12 protein-coding genes are annotated in these 17253 nt (G+C 42.9%); 10 read left to right on the top strand and 2 right to left on the bottom strand.

Going from position 1 to position 17253, the window contains the following annotated elements; translation table 11 throughout:
• Positions 1-100: 100 nt before the first annotated feature.
• From L1271_RS11275 to L1271_RS11300, 6 genes are all read left to right on the top strand, one after another.
• Positions 101-880 carry a GGDEF domain-containing protein gene (locus L1271_RS11275; protein WP_010607418.1) on the top strand — a complete coding sequence of 260 codons (780 nt, stop codon included), beginning with the start codon at positions 101-103 and terminating at the stop codon, positions 878-880.
• A 173-nt stretch (positions 881-1053) separates the two neighbouring features.
• Entirely contained in the window at positions 1054-2136 is a 1083-nt protein-coding gene (locus tag L1271_RS24850; RefSeq protein ID WP_010607417.1) for a methyl-accepting chemotaxis protein, read from the top strand.
• A gap of 69 nt (positions 2137-2205) precedes the next feature.
• Positions 2206-2784 carry a DUF7010 family protein gene (locus tag L1271_RS11285; RefSeq protein WP_235367890.1) on the top strand — a complete coding sequence of 193 codons (579 nt, stop codon included), beginning with the start codon at positions 2206-2208 and terminating at the stop codon, positions 2782-2784.
• A gap of 58 nt (positions 2785-2842) precedes the next feature.
• Entirely contained in the window at positions 2843-3298 is a 456-nt protein-coding gene (locus L1271_RS11290) for a hypothetical protein (protein WP_102058509.1), read from the top strand.
• Positions 3299-3344: 46 nt separating this feature from the next.
• On the top strand, positions 3345-4127 hold the full coding sequence (locus tag L1271_RS11295) for a Rossmann-like fold-containing protein (protein WP_235367891.1): 783 nt from the start codon (positions 3345-3347) through the stop codon (positions 4125-4127).
• 185 nt (positions 4128-4312) lie between these two features.
• A complete protein-coding gene (locus tag L1271_RS11300) occupies positions 4313-5161 on the top strand; it encodes an EamA family transporter (RefSeq protein ID WP_235367892.1) in 849 nt (282 codons plus the stop codon).
• Between the two features lie 79 nt (positions 5162-5240).
• On the opposite strand, the gene L1271_RS11305 is transcribed toward L1271_RS11300, so the two are convergent.
• Positions 5241-7724: a S9 family peptidase gene (locus tag L1271_RS11305; RefSeq protein ID WP_235367893.1), complete on the bottom strand. Its 2484-nt coding sequence runs from the start codon at positions 7722-7724 to the stop codon at positions 5241-5243.
• A 137-nt stretch (positions 7725-7861) separates the two neighbouring features.
• Here L1271_RS11305 and L1271_RS11310 point away from each other — a divergent pair, with 137 nt between their 5' ends.
• The 4 genes from L1271_RS11310 to L1271_RS11325 all read left to right on the top strand — a co-directional run bounded on the left by L1271_RS11310 (position 7862) and on the right by L1271_RS11325 (position 15038).
• On the top strand, positions 7862-8872 hold the full coding sequence (locus L1271_RS11310) for a LacI family DNA-binding transcriptional regulator (RefSeq protein WP_235367894.1): 1011 nt from the start codon (positions 7862-7864) through the stop codon (positions 8870-8872).
• 332 nt (positions 8873-9204) lie between these two features.
• Positions 9205-10431 carry a threonine/serine ThrE exporter family protein gene (locus tag L1271_RS11315; protein ID WP_017217546.1) on the top strand — a complete coding sequence of 409 codons (1227 nt, stop codon included), beginning with the start codon at positions 9205-9207 and terminating at the stop codon, positions 10429-10431.
• Between the two features lie 443 nt (positions 10432-10874).
• Positions 10875-13451: a TonB-dependent receptor gene (locus L1271_RS11320; RefSeq protein ID WP_235367895.1), complete on the top strand. Its 2577-nt coding sequence runs from the start codon at positions 10875-10877 to the stop codon at positions 13449-13451.
• Positions 13452-13709: 258 nt separating this feature from the next.
• On the top strand, positions 13710-15038 hold the full coding sequence (locus tag L1271_RS11325) for a TonB family protein (RefSeq protein WP_235367896.1): 1329 nt from the start codon (positions 13710-13712) through the stop codon (positions 15036-15038).
• A 35-nt stretch (positions 15039-15073) separates the two neighbouring features.
• Here L1271_RS11325 and L1271_RS11330 read toward each other — a convergent pair whose 3' ends face one another.
• The gene (locus L1271_RS11330; protein ID WP_235367897.1) at positions 15074-17179 is read right to left on the bottom strand and encodes a winged helix-turn-helix domain-containing protein; all 2106 of its coding nucleotides are present in this window, start codon (positions 17177-17179) and stop codon (positions 15074-15076) included.
• Positions 17180-17253 lie beyond the last annotated feature (74 nt).

Here is a 17253-nt window from a genome sequence, read left to right on the forward strand (position 1 = left end):
AACTAAAGATAACTGAAGCACCAGAAGCCAAAGTAATTTGATCAAACGCGCGTTACCTCCCTTAGTAATATGGATAGCCATCATCTTTTTTGGTGGCTACATGTACTATATTGGTCACTACGAATACGAGAGCTACGAAGAGTTGTTCTGGTTCGGCATTTCTTTCACTTTATTCAATTTGATCACCAGAGAAATCGCAAATTCGTTCTTACGCATTGCCCTACTTGTGTATTGTGCGGGCCTACTCCTTGATATTATTGATAATTTCACCGACGGTTTTTCCATTCCCTTACTTAACTTTGACACTTCTTTGAAAAATATCGGTTTTTTACTCATCAGCTTTGGTTTTTACTGCATGATCACCAATAAAAGAGCCAGCATTACAGAGCTAAAAAAAGAAGTAGAGAGAAGAAGATTGTTAGAGGAGCGGATGCGGTATGAAGCTGACCATGATGCGATGACAGGCGTGGGTAGTCGTCGCGCATGTTTTGAAGGCTTGCAAACACATCGCTTTGATGATCAATGGCTACTCTACCTCGATTTAGATAATTTTAAGCAAGTGAATGACAACTATGGCCATCATATTGGCGACGAGGTTTTGATTAAGTTTACGCAGAATATGAAAGATTACTTTGGCTTAGATTACAGCTTTCGTATCGGGGGAGACGAATTTATTGCCTATATTAATGCAGTGCTTCCGGATACAGACGAAGTAAGAGCGGCATTATTAAAGGGATTACACGATTACAAAATTAACGTCAGTATTGGAATGGTCAAAGTTGACCCAGCTAAACAAGCTGATCTCATCATCCACGAAGCCGATGAGCATATGTATGGCGATAAGCGCGGTAAATCACTCAGATCTAGTGCTCGAGGATAACACTTAGCACTGTTTTATTGGTTAAATTTCAATGACGCTCAGCGCACCAAAATCCAATTACAATTCTACGCTAACTTCTCTAAATTTATAGCTTTTTTAAAAGCTAAAGAAGTAGCACTATTTTCCAATGATTGCTAAGCTTGCGTTAATATCAAGTTACAAGGGAAAATAACGTGTTTGCAAAACTATTTACAAACAATGAAACCCAACAAGCCTTATTAGCCGCGCAACAAGAGATTGCCAGTTTAAAACATGCGAATGCGCAATTAGTTGCTGAAAATGAGTCGTTAAAACAAGAAGTTGTAAGCTCACAAGCTGCGCTCAATGATAATACTGACAATCAACTACTGCAGTGTGCATTGACTGGGTTAAGCCAAGTGCAAGGGATCCGCGAAACCGTTCTTGCGAGCTTTATGAGTATTGAAGAAGAAAGCCATTCAATTGAGCAAGTAAACTCCGCCTTTTCTAAATCTGAAACCGCATTGCGTAAAATACTCACGGGAATGGAGCAGCTCGGCGGTAATATGGACAGAATGACCACCAATATTTCTGGCCTATCGCAGATGGCAGATAGCATTAATACCTTTGTTACGACGATTTCAAAAATTTCAGATCAAACGAATCTGCTAGCGCTTAATGCTGCTATTGAAGCAGCCCGAGCGGGTGAAGCTGGCCGTGGCTTTTCGGTTGTCGCCGATGAGGTACGCGCACTGGCAACCAATACCAATGAATCCGCTAACGAAGTCTCCGATTTAGTCAAAAAAATCATCGATACAACTCACACAACCGTGAGTGCTGTAGAAGAAATTCAAGCGTCTAATATCACGCTATCTGACAGTATTGGACACTTAAACGATGAATACGAAGGGATTGTAAGTTGTTGTGATTCAATGAAAGACACCATTTTGGTTTCTACCACTCAAACTTTTATCCAGACAGTAAAGCTCGATCATGTCGTTTGGAAAGGAGACGTATACAACGTTATTATTGGCAATAGCCATAAAAATATCAGCGACTTTGCCGATCATACGATGTGCCGCTTAGGCAAGTGGTTTAGTGGCGATGGCGCCCAAAAGTTTGGCGGTCACAACGCGTTTAAACGCCTAGAAGCTCCGCATAAAGAAGTCCATAGAGCTGGTGTAGAAGCAATGAAAAAGTTTAAAGCAGGCGATTCTCAAGGCGCAGTAAAACAGCTTAACCAAATGGAACATGCCAGCGTTGAAGTAATGGACTTACTCGATCAACTAGGGCATTGATAAGCAAGTTCTTTACAGACACATAGCAACCGAAAGCGAATTTCAGAGGTACGATAAGGTTAATACCCAATGGCTAGAGAGAGCAAAAGGCTGACTCAGGGAGATATTATGGACAACCGAGATGAATTAATAAACCTAACTAAAAAAGGGATAGGATTCCCATTTGCAGGTTTAATGGTAATTTGCTTTTGTACTTTAGCCATTCATTTTATGCCGCAAAGACAAGCTTTGGTCATGGTGATTTTTGCAACCGGAAGTACATTCCCAATAGCCTTCCTAATCTCAAAAATGTTCAAAGTCAATCCATTTGCTAAACACCCCCCGTTATCAAACTTAGGGACGGTGTTAGCATGCGCCCAATTTTTATATTGGCCAGTATTAATCTTAGTATTTCAATTAGTCCCAAATTGGTTCCCTTTTGCCTTCGCCATTCTTTTTGGCTCTCACTTCATTCCATTTGGTTGGCTTTATAAAAGCAGAGCTTATTACTTTCTGGGCATTGCAATGCCTTTAGTTGGGTGTGTAATGACGGCTTTTGGCAGCGAGTTTTCCTATTTGTATACATTTTGGGCACTTATTCCTCTGTATTTTTTTACGTGTAAACTACTTCTTAAAGAGAACTCTTCATTTAGGTATGCTGAGTTATAAACGCTTATAATAGACAAATAATGGTCCTACACCGTTCCGATATAAATAAAGGAAATCAATGCAATACCAGACTAAAAGGATAATAGGCTGTATTTTCCTTTCAACATTTGCGGGTATTGCTATCTTTACTGCAGTTGCACATCTTTCATGTATTTATTTGGGTGCTAGTTGCTATCGCGCGCAACTTGCTCCAGCAGATATTATCGACTCCGCCATCGCAGGCACTTGGTATGCGCCTACTGCAACCGTTTTTATCTCCGCATTATTTCTAACCACTGCCGCCTACGCACTTTCGGCCCTCAAGTGGATCAAACCATTACCTATGCTTAGCCCTGCCATCTTTACTATTTCAACGTTATGTTTAGTAAGGGGAGCAATTACACTGCCGCTAGCTATAGTTTTCCCTGAAAAAACCACCAGTTTTGCAATTTTGGCTGGGAGCATTTGGTTTTTGGCGGGTGTATTTTGTCTAGTTGGTTTTAAACTAATAAAAGAGCCAATTGCTACAAGATAACTGCCTAGTTTGATAAACTCCTCGTTTTACTGATTTAGACAGTTCCATGATACTCGATAAAAACTGGCGTATTCTTACCGTTGGTGACGGCGATTTAAGCTTCTCATATTCATTAGCAAAGTACTTTGCTCCAGCCCATCTTACTGCCAGTGTTTACGACAGTGAAGGTGAACTTAAGCATAAATATCAAGATAATGCATTTGATAAACTACATACTCTAGGGATTGATGTAGTGACTCAATTTGATGTCACTGAGGCACATTGTTGGCAAAAAGTGCCGTCGCATGCCTTTGATGCGGTAATTTTTCAGTTTCCTCTCATTCCTGCGTTTGACTCGCTTGAAAGCTTCCAAAACCAGACTTTGAGCGTTAACAGCCTCAATCGGAAATTGCTGCGAGAATTCTTAATAAACGCAGCGGCTTATGCACTTGACCCAAATGGCGCTCAGCTAGGGATCATTACCTCTAAGGACGTAAAACCTTATATAGAGTGGAATCTAGAAGGCAGCCTGATCAACGGACTTGAACAATATTACCTCGGTCAGTCTCAGTTTGAGATTTCACACTTCCCAGAGTATCAAATTCGCAATGTCGACCGTGATAAACATGTAAAAGACACCAGCGGCATTAGCTATTACTGGTCTGTTAACCCATCTCATACCATCAGAGCAAAACTCAAAGTACCTGATTATTTGGGTGATAATTACTGTACTATTTGTAGAGCAGGCCCTTTTATCAATGACCGCGATAGGCTTGCACACTTTAATTCGAAAAAGCATAAAAATATGCAAAGACATGAAAGTGCTTGGCTTAACTACCTGAATACGTAAGCACAATTGGAACGATAACAAAAAGAAAATACTGAAAATTAAAAGTAAATAAATCAACAAATAACCATTTCAAAAACCAAGAAAGGCATAAAATATACAAAAGTAATTGAGCCATTATTTAGACACGATTAGACTAGCCTTATATCGCCATTTTTAAGCTTGTTATTTATCTTATTGGGGTCTCAATGCCACTACTTAGCCGCGACTTTGTCATTGCGATTTTATGCCTACTTTGCGCTATGGTCACCATCCAATCTGGAGCCTCTATTGCCAAGCAGTTATTTCCATTTGTTGGGCCTGAGGGCACCACAGCATATCGCCTAGGATTTTCAGCTCTTATTTTGTGCTTGGTGTTCAAGCCTTGGCGTCATTTACCGACAAACTGGCGACCACTCATCGTCTATGGCCTATGTTTGGGCGGCATGAATATCACCTTTTACTATGCCATTGAACGTATCCCTATTGGCATTGGTGTGGCCTTAGAGTTTACCGGGCCACTCGCCGTAGCGCTATTTTCATCTAAACGGAAACGTGATTATTTGTGGGTTGCATTTGCTATTTTAGGAATTTTGCTGTTGTTACCAGATCTTGGCGATGTCAATGGTTTAGACCCAGTAGGTGTTGCTTTAGCCTTGGTTGCTGGCGCTTGTTGGGCAGGATATATTCTCTATGGTAAGCGCTCAGGCAACGAAAGCTCCGGCGGGGTGACTGTGGCAATCGGCATGACGGTTGCCGCGCTTACTATCGTACCGTTTGGCGTGATGTCTCAAGGTGTAGCCCTCCTTAATTGGTCACTTATTCCATTGGGTATCGCAATTGGTTTGTTATCCAGCGCCCTGCCTTATAGCCTAGAAATGGTAGCGCTTCGAAAAATGCCCGCACAAGGGTTTAGTATTTTAATGAGCGTTGAACCTGCGGTTGCGGCGTTGGCTGGCTTTTTAATTCTTGGAGAGTTACTGACTGTTTGGCAATGGCTTGCCATTTTTATGGTAATTACCGCTTCCGTCGGCAGTTCGGTGTCTAGTAAAGAGTAGGTAGCTTAATTTTCGTATAACTGAAATAGGGTAAATAGAGGGAGTAGATCTACTACTCCCTCTATTGAATCGATTTATGTTAGTTAACTGTCGCTTCCGTTACGAGCGGTATCACATCTTCTGTTGATGCGCCTTCAAGAACAGCGTCTTCCTTCTCAGAAAACAGATACTTGTCGAGCCACTGCTCTTGCTCCCAAAGCACATGTAAAATACTTTCTCGTGCTTTATACCCATGGCCTTCTTCTGGCAACATCACCAGCCTTGCATTGGCACCTAAACCATTCATTGCAGCAAACATACGTTTAGACTGCATAGGAAAAGTACCTGAGTTTGGATCTTCCTCTCCATGGATCATCAACATAGGTTCATTGATTTTTTCCGCGTGGAAGAAAGGCGACATGCTGGCATAGACGTTTTGCGCTTCCCAGAAGTTACGCGGCTCACCTTGGAAACCAAATGGCGTCAAGGTGCGATTATAAGCCCCGCTTCGTGCAATGCCAGTGGCAAACAAATCACTATGGGCGAGTAAGTTAGCCACCATAAATGCTCCATAAGAATGCCCTGCAATCGCAATGCGCTTAGGATCTGCTATACCTTTTTCTACTAAGGTATCAACAGCAGCTTTCGCACTCGCAACCAATTGCTGCCTAAATGTATCATTTGGTTGTGTGTCGCCAGCCCCGACAATCGGCATCGTCGGATCATCAAAAACAGCAATACCTTTTGCTAAATACGGCATTGGCCCCCAATAGCCAATATATGGGAATTGATAAGGCGATTCACGCACCTGCGAAGCAACGGCTTTATCTTTAAACTCGAGCGGATAAGCCCACATCAACACAGGTATACGGCCTTTTGATGGGTCATAATCTGTAGGAAGATAAAGATTACCGGATAGCTCAACGCCATCATCACGTTTGTACTTGATTTGCTCTTTTACAACACCTTTAAATGCAGGATAAGGGTGCGCAAACTTAGTTAGCTGCTCCAAAGTATCAAACTGTAAGTCACGGACAAAAAAGTTGGGTTGTTCTTGGCGTGACTCACGCACGGTAATAAAGCGCATACCTTCGTCATCTAACATTGCACGCACTCTTTCGTAATAAGGTTCGCTCGACTGCCAAATACGAGTTGAAGTATTGGTTTTTACGTCAAAACGGTCCAAAAAAGGAATGTTGCCTTTCTCAGATGCACCGTTGCCCGTTAAAAACAAATACCTGCCTCCAACTAACTTCAATACTCTTGAACCTAAATCACTATTTTCATATACAAAGTTGCCAGGATCTTTGTATGCATCATTATAACTGCGCTCTGAAAACACCATGCGATTTTGCTCTGGATTACGCGGAGAAAATACAGAAGAACGAATACTGCGATCGGCAAAGCGCCATTCATTCAAAATCGCAACATTGTTATCAGCCCATTCAATACTTGAAAAACGACGCTCTACTTTTGCGAAAAGTTCAGGTTCCTTTTTGAATGGCGAACTAATCGTATAAAGGTGGTCATGATAGTCAACCTCCACACTCATATCCCCACCATCTTGCGCTTCGGCCCATATCAGTGTCGCGCCATGGTCGTCACGCCATTGGATCTTTCGAGGCCCTTCTCTCACGCTATCAAAGCCCGCAGGCAGTGCGTCGGCTAGAGGTTGTCTTGCAACTTCAAATAATGGATAGCCACGCATTCCCCACACTTGCCATACCGCTGGAAAACGGCTGTAAGGCACTTGGAATGAGAAGGGATCTGCCATCATACCAACCACTAGATTGGTAGAGTCTGGCGAAACAGAGAAATGTTTAAGATACGTTGGATTACCAATTTGCTGCGCGCTGGCATTCAGATTTAGCTTAATTAACTGCCCCTCAGAATAAAACTTAAATAGCTGAATATCATAGGGACTAGACAATAAATTCTGATAAGTGCGTGTTGATGCTTTTTTGCCAGATGTGGTTTGTATTATTGGCGTTAGGCTGGATTTATCTTTTGCGCTTGGCTGTTTGCCATGATTAATAGCAATATTCGCGATAATTGCAGTACTGTCTGGCAACCACTGGTATGGCGTTGAAGTCACCACGCCATTTAATGTTGATTGAGTAAGCTGTTTAAGATTGCGCTGCTCAATATCGTAGGCCCAAAGCGTAGCACTATTTTCTTGTTCAAGAATAAACGCAAGATAGCGGCTATCTGCACTCCAGCTTGGAGACTTGATCTTGCCTTTAGGTAGACCTGTCACCTTAATTAAGGCACCGGTTGCGACATGTTTAAACTCAATAGAGCTATATTGGCGGCTGGAGGTCCGCATAAAGGTTTGCGGATTGAACTTTATCCCCGCAAGCGCTTGCTCTGGCTGTCCAAGCTCTTCGAGCGTGAGTACCCTATTGCGCTGTAACAATGCCAACCAATTACCATTTGCACTCAATTTAGAGGTTGGGATCAATGGTGCATCAACAAGCTTTGCCAGCTCTGGAGAAGGTGTCATGTAGCCTTGCTCTTGTGCACATACCGTATATGATACGGTAGTCATTAATATGATAAATGTGATTTGTTTTAATAATTTCACTGTATTTACCTATCTTCGGCGTTTAGCAGGTGATCATATAACGATTATCGGGAAATGTGCAGAGATTTGCGATTTAATGCGATGAAAACTTGATGTACACTTAGTCACTTAACCAGCCATAATTGATACGAATTAGCATGAACAACGATAAAAAACTCGCTAAGGTTACCATTTTTGATGTTGCCGAAGAGGCACAAGTTTCTAAATCAACAGTATCCCTTGTCCTAACGCATAGCGATAAAGTCAGCGATAAAAGCAAAGAGAAAGTACTAAAAGCCATCGAAAAGCTGGGGTATGTTTATAATCGCGACGCAGCAGCGCTACGTAGTAAAAAGTCTAATCTTGTTGCGGTTGTTATCAACGACTTAACTAACCCGTACTCTGCTCAGCTTGCTGTCGGATTAGAAAAGCATATTTACGCATTAGGTATGGTGCCTATGCTGGTAAATACAGGCGAAGACTTTAATCGCCAACGCCAAGTGGTTAACACACTTAAAGAATACAACGTTTGTGCTTTTGTTATGGTGCCTGCACCAAGTACTCCACGAGAGTGGCTGGACCAATTGGCTGACTCTGGATTTCCAGTTATTACCATTATGCGTGAAGTGGCCTTCGCGAAAGCCCCCTGTATTCTACCTGACAATAAAAAAGGGACTCACCTAGCAACGACTCACCTCATTGAGCAAGGCATAAAAGACATTGCTTTTCTGGGTGGTACTCCCGAAATTTCAGATTACCATGAGCGACTGTCTGGTTTCCAAAGCGCTCTAAAGCTCAATGGATTAAATGAAGCGCAACCTGCGATCGCTGCTCCAACCAATCGCCAAGGGGGCCGAGAAGCGTTTAATACTCTCATCACTGACCATAAAGAGATAAAAGCTATCGTTTGCTTTAGTGACGTCATTGCATACGGTGCAATTGAAGCCATGCGCGAACATGGACTGGTACCTGGTGAAGACATCAAAGTTGTCGGTTTTGATGACTTGCAAGACTCCCAGCTGATGAAACCCGCATTAACGAGCGTTAGAATTGATGCCGACGACATCGGTAAGCGGACATGCCATACGTTATCCGAAATTTTAAACAAATCGCAACCTGCCGTTAGAACCTTGGTGGATGTGTCATTGCAGATCAGAGAATCATCGTAACTCTTAGCGCTTAGCAATAAATGTAGCGCTGATACCTGTTTATAAAAAATGCAAATATTTGCGGCCAAAACTATAGACATTACTGAGAATCTGGATAGAATTCGCAGCAATCTTGGTCGCCAAATTTACCTATGCAAATAGTCTGTTGCGAATATCAAATTCGTGTGCAAAAACATAACTAAAATCTACAATGATATGTACCTTACTAGCAGCGCGTACCCATGATGAGCTCAGTTTGATTTTTTTAATTTCAAACACCATACTTTTTTAACATTTTCGCCAATTCGCTTCATTCAGTAGAATTGGCATTACATATTTAAGGTTCTCTTTCGTTGAATAACGCAACCTTTACAGAGAAACGCCGCTTTATTGTGAAGTTAGGCAAAATGCTTCACAAATACGGTACCCCTGCCTATCGACTCGAAGCACATTTAATGGAAATAGCCACTCACCTAGGGCTAAAGTCTTCCTTTGTCATGTCTCCGACATCTGTCACTTTTGTAATTTGGACCGAAGGTCATGAAGAAGAATATACCCATGTGGCGCGTGTTGATCCCGGCGATCATGATTTAGGTTCATTGGCAGATACCGATGACGTCGCAACACGCGTGTTATCTGGTGAGCTTTCAATCCAAGAAGCCGAACAATGCCTCGAAGCCATTTTGCACGCTAAGCCCCCTTATAATAAGTTAATGACGGGTCTTGCATTTGCAACTTCAAGTGGCGCATTTGCGATGCTGATGGGAACTAGCTGGAATGACGTTTGGTGGTCGGCGCTAATATCGCTTGTGGTCTACATATTCGTGCTTTGGGCAAGTATTTCCAAACGCGTAACACATATGCTCGAGCCTTTGGTCGCCATCGTATCAGCGGTTGCTGCCTGCGCTGTGTCTGTGTACATTGACCCGCAGGTCAACATCCGTTTGGTGGTACTTTCGGCCATTATCGTGTTTATACCTGGCTTGGCGCTGGCGCTTGGGTTTGCGGAATTATCGGCTCGTCATCTAGTGTCAGGCACCGCTAGAGTCATGGACTCTATTATGTTGCTCTTTAAGCTCTACTTCGGTGCATTTTTGGGGATCAGTTTAGGGTTTGCGTTTTTTGGACAAGTTGATTTTATACAACCATCACCATTACCACGTTGGACGGCTTGGCTTGCAGTGCTATTACTTTGTAGCAGCCTAGTTATTATCTTTAGAACAAAGTTACGCCATGCAAGTTGGTCACTCGCATCAGGCTTTATCGCCTACGCAGCCAGTATCAGCTCTGCGGTTTACTTTGATTATGCACTTGGTACTTTTGTAGGTGCATTTGCAGTGGGTGTCTTTAGTAATATCTTTAACCGTGTGGTAAATGCCCCTGCGTCCATTGTTGCAATGCAAGGTTTGATTGTGTTGGTCCCTGGTTCTAAAACCTATATTGGACTTAATTCTTTAATTGAAGGCCAAAGCTTTGTTCATGCGGACCATATTGGCCAACAAACCTTTTTAATATTTATGTCTCTTATCGCTGGCCTTATCTTCTCAAACGTTGTACTGCCACCTAAAAAGAGCTTATAACGCGCAAAAAGAACTGGAAAGGCGACTTTCCAGTTCTTTGTAGTTATGAATGTTAACAAAAAACAAAGCGAAATCACTCTAGTAAACTTAACTTAAACAGCAAAAAATCCAGCAAAAATTATTTTATAACCATATATTTCAATAAAATAAGAAAAATCAAAGCAAAAAACCACCAAATTCATAACTATTCATTTCAATTCAAGATTTAACAAACCCCGCTGGTGTTTAATCTTTCTCGAGGTCAACCTCTCAATCACAAGTAATACCAATTACCTTAATTAAGTGGTCTATTTTGAGGCGAGAAAACCTTGTCGATAACAAGGCAAAAATTTTGCTATTTAGTTGCTCTAAATAAGAAATTTTTAACGCAGTTAGCGTCAGATTTACTCCTTCAAACTGAGCAAGTATTAAGGCTAATTGGTATATGCACTCAAGGGGAATTTATGTTTCGCAATAACAAGAAAAAACTGGCTGTATTAATCAGCCAATCTTTGCTCGGCTCGGTACTTTTTGCACCGGGTCTAGCTCTCGCTGAAGAAAACAACAATCAAGAAGCAGCTAAAAATGGTGAAGTTGAAGTTATTCAAGTCAGAGGGATCCGTGGCAGCGTTGTTCAATCACTCAATACAAAAAGATACTCTGACGCCATTGTTGATGCAGTAACCGCCGAGGACATTGGCAAATTTCCAGATCAAAACGTTGCCGAATCGCTACAACGAATTACCGGAGTTTCAATCACGCGTAGTTTTGGTGAAGGTGAACGCGTTAGCATTCGAGGCACAGGTGAAAGCCAAAACCGGACCTTATTGAATGGTCAAGCCGTTGGCTCAGCGGACTGGTGGACTAACTCAGCGGCGAGCCGTGGATTTAACTACACAATGTTACCCTCTGAAATCATTTCTGGGCTTGAAGTTTACAAATCACCAGAAGCCGATATTGACGAAGGCTCTATTGGTGGAACCGTGATTGTTAGAACACGTAAGCCGCTTGATTTAGAAGCAAATAAAATTGCAGGTTCAATTATCGCACAGCACAGCGAAGTGTCAGGTGAAACCGACCCGCAACTTTCCGCTATGTACAACTTTAAGACCGATGATGAATCTTTTGGCGCCTTAATTTCTGTCGTGCGCCAAGAGCGCAACTTACGTCGTGATGGTATTGAAGCGTGGTCTTGGACCTATCGTGATATCACACTTGAAGACGGTACCGTCGTCGACAATGTCTACAGCCCTGGCGGTGGCGGCTCAGCAATGTTCTCACAGCAGCGCGTGCGCACGGGTATAAACCTCGCCTTGCAATATCGTCCAAATGAAAATATGGACATTGTATTCAATGCGTTAGACTCTACACTTGAAGCCGACAATGAAAACCAAAACTTCCTGTGGTTACCCGGTTACGGCGGCTCACAATATACTGACATTACCGTTATCGACCACCCCGTAGTTGGAAAGATGGCCGTCGGCGGGACGCTTGGCTTATCACCAGATGGTAATAACATTCTGGATGAGACCAAAGTACGTAACTCTGAGCTCAAAACCAAATCGTACGACTTAAAAGTTGAACATCAAGGGCAACTTTGGGAATCTTCATATCACTTAGGTTACACAGAAGGTTCGGGTGGTTCACAAGCGGATCGCTCCGTTGGTTGGGAAGGCAACTATGTTCACAGCTTTGATGCGTCACAAGAGGAAGACGTAAAGACCAGTTACGCTGCCGATCCAAACGATGGTGATAAATGGAATTTAGGCTTTTTACGCTATGACAGCAATGATGCGAAAGATGATGAAACTTATTTTCAAGCCGATTTTAAACGCCCAATTGATGTCGCTATCTTTAACCAGATCAAAGTAGGCTTTAAATATCGTGATCACAGTCGTTTTAATACCAAACACACAACGGATAATCGTACCGACTTAAACTGGAGTCTAGCTGATTACTCTAAAGCCATGCCTTCTGATTACCTTTCAGGCATAGGCTCAGCAGGCACAACGCGCAGCTATGCAATCACTGATTCAGATAAAATACGCCAAGAAGGTGATGCGCTGGGTTGGAATTACCGAGTATTGAAGGCCAGTACTTTCGATATCAATGAAAAAATTACCGCAGGCTACATTAAAGCGAATTTGGATGCAGATGGTCTACGCGGTAATTTAGGCGTAAGGCTTGTAAATACCAAACAAACCTCATCCGCGTTTGCAGGTGAGTCCGGTGCTGAGGTATGGACAACGGAAGAAAAGGACTACTTCGACATTCTTCCAAGCATTAACTTGGCAATTGACTTAGATGACGATTTATTAATGCGTTTTTCTGCGGCACGAGTTATGTCTCGCCCAGATTACGCCGATATGACAGCATCAACCTCATACAACCTAGAAACACAAACCGGCACTGGCGGTAATCCTGACATCGACCCATATAGAGCGACGCAGTTTGATACCGGTATCGAGTGGTACTTTAGCGATGCAGGTCTTTTTTCTGCGGTATTTTTCTACAAAGATATTCAGTCGTTTATCGAGAGCCAACCAGCACTTGAAACTCACGAAGGTAAAGATGTGCTGATCAGCCGCCCTGTTAATGGGAAAGCAGGCCGCATTCAAGGCCTAGAAGTGGGTTATCAACAAGAGCTATACGAAGGTTTTGGCGTTGCAGCTAACTATACCTATGTAGATGGTGAAGCCAAAGATGATGAAGGTAACGACATCACCATCCCAGGCAACTCTGAGCATACTGTTAACTTGAGTTCTTATTATGAAAACGAATTCATTAGTGCCCGTATCTCATACAACTTCAGAACAGGGTATGATACAGGTCGCGACTGGCCAGGATACATTGACGATTATGGTCAAGTAGATGCCAACCTTACCTATAACTACAATGAGAATGTGGCATTTATTCTTGAGGCCATCAACTTGACGGATGAACATACATTTAGCTATCAGGAAAAGGGAGTTGAGCAAGCACTAACGGGTGTCTATGCCGATGGAAGGCGTTTTAGCGCGGGGGTTAGATTTAACTTCTAACACCGAATAGCGAATGAAACTTTTACCGCTAAATCTGGTCTTATTAGTCGTAAAGAAATAGTTTCATGACTCGAATTAAGTCGCTTCCAAGCTAACACAGGTTCGACTTAGTAAACTCCCTGCCCGGAGTTCCAAAAAGCTGATAGCGTTTGCTATCAGCTTTTATTATTTAAATTTCCCTTATATTGTGGTTATATAGCCTATTAAAAATGGCCACAGCAACCCCAAAGAGCAGTCCGAGGATGAGTAATCAATAAAATGCGCAACAATCTCATTTCTGGGCTTATTTTTTCATTTTTTCTGAGTATAAGTTGGCAGACAAAAGCCGATCTTTATGATGCTACCCTCGCCTATCAGAATGAAGAATTCACTCTTGCATTTTCTGAATTCAATCGCCTAGCTCAGTTAGGTAATGCAGACGCCATGTATAATCTTGGGGTGATGTATTTGTACGGTCAAGGAACCGAACAAAGTGCCGCAAATGCCTTTGCTTGGTTTTCATTGGCTAAAGAGTTCGGTATTGCTGAAGCCTTTCAAACTGCGCAACTCGTTTTGCAGCAGTCCGACGACCAAAGTGGCCTAAAAGATTTCGTAACACTTCAAAAAAATCGTTTGGCAGACACCTACTTACTTGATTCAACACTTGCCCGGCTCAAACAACCCAATATCGTTTCTACGCCGAGTAAAACTCACGATGTATTACCTGACTATCCTGATGAGGCCGTACGACAAGGGGTTGAGGGCTGGGTTTGGTTAGAGTTTGATATCGACCAAAGCGGTAAGGCAACCAATATTGAGGTCGTAGATAGCTACCCCAAGCATATATTCACCGCTAGCCTGTTAAATGCTGTAGAGAAGTGGCGATATAGTGGACCAAAGCAAGCACACACGCTGATTTACCATTTTGCGACATATAAAGGCGAGCAATATCGCGAAACCTTAGCCATTCAAAAGAAGGCCTACGAAAAACAGCTAAAGCAGAATATCGACGCTGCAGAACGTGGTGTGGCGCAAGTACAATACTATATTGCTAACTGGTTGAGTATGAAAGATTACAACGCGTATCAGCTGCTGCGCTATCACTGGCGCGCTGAAGAACCAGAAAATGAATTATATTTAGCTGCAGCCAAAAATGGCTTGGACTTGGCACAATATCGCTTAGCAACTCAACTTATCAATGTGGGAGAGCATCGACTTAGTGTACTTTGGCTTGAACACGCAGCACAAACCATGGATATCGCAAAATATCGCTTAGCACGATCACTACTTACAAACACAGAGCTGCAAGATACTCCACGTGCGTTACAAGTACTTACCGAAGCTTCGAACAACGGCCATTTGCGCTCCACACTTCTATTAGCAAACACTTATTTAACTCGTCTCAACGACAAAACTCAGGCAAAGGCTTGGCTGCGTCATGGTCTCACCATCGATCCCGAACACCCTGAACTGCTGCTACTGTCTGCCAAGCTTACAGATAATCAGGCAGAGGCCAAGAAGCTTGCCTCACAAGCATTGAAGTCGGCATCACAGCGCAATTGGAGTAGTAAAGCAATACGCTTATTCCAGCAAAAGCTAGCTAACTAACTGTACCCAACCTGGGCTTCGTAACATTGATGTCTTCATCGGTCACCGTACTCCAGTAATACTATGTCACTTTCATAGTTGTTGATCCGATTGAATACTACCTGACTGCCATCAAAGCTTGATAATACCTGTAACTCGGTGAACCCCGCGTAAAGGTGTAACCCAATTGGTTGAATTTCTTCGACCTTGTTTTCACTACTTAAATAACGATAAAGCACCAATTGGTGGCCTCTTTTCAGTACAAAGTAAACCCCATCTCGATATACTGCAGGCTGATAAAGAGATAAAGACCCACGTAACTGCTCTACATCAAATGTCTCAGTGAGCGCAGTAATTAGGTATTCCCTAATTTGTTCTTTATACCCCACAAAGCTAGGGTTCTTTTGAGTAAGAGGTAAATCAGGTGAGTGCGTTACCAGAGGTTGTTGCTCACTGCGCCCTTGAGATACGGTAAATTGCCATGCCTGCCATTTTGCTTCCGCCGAGAACTTCGCTCGATAATACAGGTTTCTACCATCCTGTGACCAATGCAAGTCGGCAATTTTGGCAAAGTTATCAACTACTTTTTTCACCTCTTTAGTAAAAGAGCTTATTAAATACACTTTGTGCGACTTTGATAATACGGCGAGATATTCGTTATTAGGCGACAGCAATAGCAAAATAGGCACTTCTCCCAGCGGCATCGTACCAAGCAAACTCGACGTTGGCCGAAAAGCATGTTTATGCCACAGCTCAAATTGTGGCGCATCATTATTTTTGGTTGTCACCGAGGCATACACAAAATGTGCGCCATCATCAGACAATGCGGCAAGTAGGTCCATTCGAGCGGGCGACGTCAACTGCTTTTGCTGTGCTTCGCTTTGTACGTCTACAGCAAGCTGATAAAAGTTAATTTCAGCCACGCCCTCAGTGTGCGCCGAAGCACGCAAGTTCGCATTGACATCAATCTCAGATATCGCACCAAATCCGGAGTATAATAACTGTTGCTCACGACCTTTAAGTACACTCAAGTTTTGTTTGGCGATAATAACCGTATCGTCCTCATAACCATGACTCAATGCCGAAAAAGACTGCTTGGAGAGTGTGGTGGTTTGGCTTTCAAGGTCCCCAAGTTGCCCCAGATTAAGCCGATAAACGCCCTGCTCTTTTACCTGATACAACAGCGTTTGTTGGTTAACTTGATAATGTGTTACATCGCGAATAGGCAACGCCGTGGTGTTGAGCACTTTAGGTTGATTATCCGCAAAAGTGACCGCTACAGATTGCAAATAGGTCCCAGCTTTATCCCAAGACTTAGTGATAAAATGGCCCGCTCGATATTCTAGCCAAGGCGCTGAGTCTTGTGCACTATTACAGCTGCCAAGCACGCTATCGCGCGCTAGTCGCCACATTTCTATTGGACCTTTAACGTGTAACGCCCGTACTTCACAGGAAACCGGATCCGAGCGCGAATAAATCAGCCAGTTACCATCTAAAGACCAACTTGCTGACTCTTCACTATAACCGCTGCTTTTTATCGTATGGGTTGTTTTAGTCTCAAGATCATAGACCGCCAAATCAAATTGATCGGCTCCCTCAGCTAAATAACTGTAGGCTAAATAGTTACCATTTGGAGAAAAGCGCACAAAGACTTCAGCACCCGGTGAGGACGTGATCCGAGTTGCTGTGACGGGCTGCTGTTGCAAGTCACTTTGCCACTGCTTGGTAATAAAAACGCCAAGCAAAGATACCACAAGACCCATAAAAAACCCGAGCAGCGCAAATTGCGCACCACGCCCACGAGACAGCTCCTCTACTTGCTCAAGTAGCGTCGGGGCTTTTTTGATTTGTGCAATACATTGATAACCTAGGCGCGGTACCGTTTTAATTATTTTTGGCTCGTTTGAACTATCACCAAGCAGCTTACGTAGTTGTACCACCAGTTGACTAACAGAATTATCACTGACGATAGTACCGGGCCATACGATATCTAAGATCGCATCTCTAGTAACAACCTCTCCCTTGTTAGCAATCAATAGACGCAATAATGCTGCATGCTTCGCTTCGATGCTTCTCCAAGAACCGTCAACACACACAGATAAATTGCTCAGGTCGACAAGTATCTCATTGATTAAAAAACGTTTTTCTAGGTTTTCAACCATCAACTACTAAAAATTTGTAAAACTATGGTTAGGCTCGTAATAAAAGCGTATTATGAGTATCAACTAAAGGTAAC

The organism is Pseudoalteromonas sp. OF5H-5 (genome assembly GCF_021530695.1).
In the GTDB taxonomy this organism is placed as follows: Bacteria; Pseudomonadota; Gammaproteobacteria; order Enterobacterales; family Alteromonadaceae; genus Pseudoalteromonas.

What these genes read in the sequence shown, in the direction of transcription:
- L1271_RS11285 (WP_235367890.1), top strand. Translation starts at nt 2,206, where the DNA reads ATGGCTAGAGAGAGCAAAAGGCTGACTCAGGGAGATATTATGGACAAC.
- L1271_RS11330 (WP_235367897.1), bottom strand. Translation starts at nt 17,179, where the DNA reads ATGGTTGAAAACCTAGAAAAACGTTTTTTAATCAATGAGATACTTGTC.
- L1271_RS11310 (WP_235367894.1), top strand. Translation starts at nt 7,862, where the DNA reads ATGAACAACGATAAAAAACTCGCTAAGGTTACCATTTTTGATGTTGCC.
- L1271_RS11290 (WP_102058509.1), top strand. Translation starts at nt 2,843, where the DNA reads ATGCAATACCAGACTAAAAGGATAATAGGCTGTATTTTCCTTTCAACA.
- L1271_RS11325 (WP_235367896.1), top strand. Translation starts at nt 13,710, where the DNA reads ATGCGCAACAATCTCATTTCTGGGCTTATTTTTTCATTTTTTCTGAGT.
- L1271_RS11320 (WP_235367895.1), top strand. Translation starts at nt 10,875, where the DNA reads ATGTTTCGCAATAACAAGAAAAAACTGGCTGTATTAATCAGCCAATCT.
- L1271_RS11300 (WP_235367892.1), top strand. Translation starts at nt 4,313, where the DNA reads ATGCCACTACTTAGCCGCGACTTTGTCATTGCGATTTTATGCCTACTT.
- L1271_RS11275 (WP_010607418.1), top strand. Translation starts at nt 101, where the DNA reads ATGTACTATATTGGTCACTACGAATACGAGAGCTACGAAGAGTTGTTC.
- L1271_RS11295 (WP_235367891.1), top strand. Translation starts at nt 3,345, where the DNA reads ATGATACTCGATAAAAACTGGCGTATTCTTACCGTTGGTGACGGCGAT.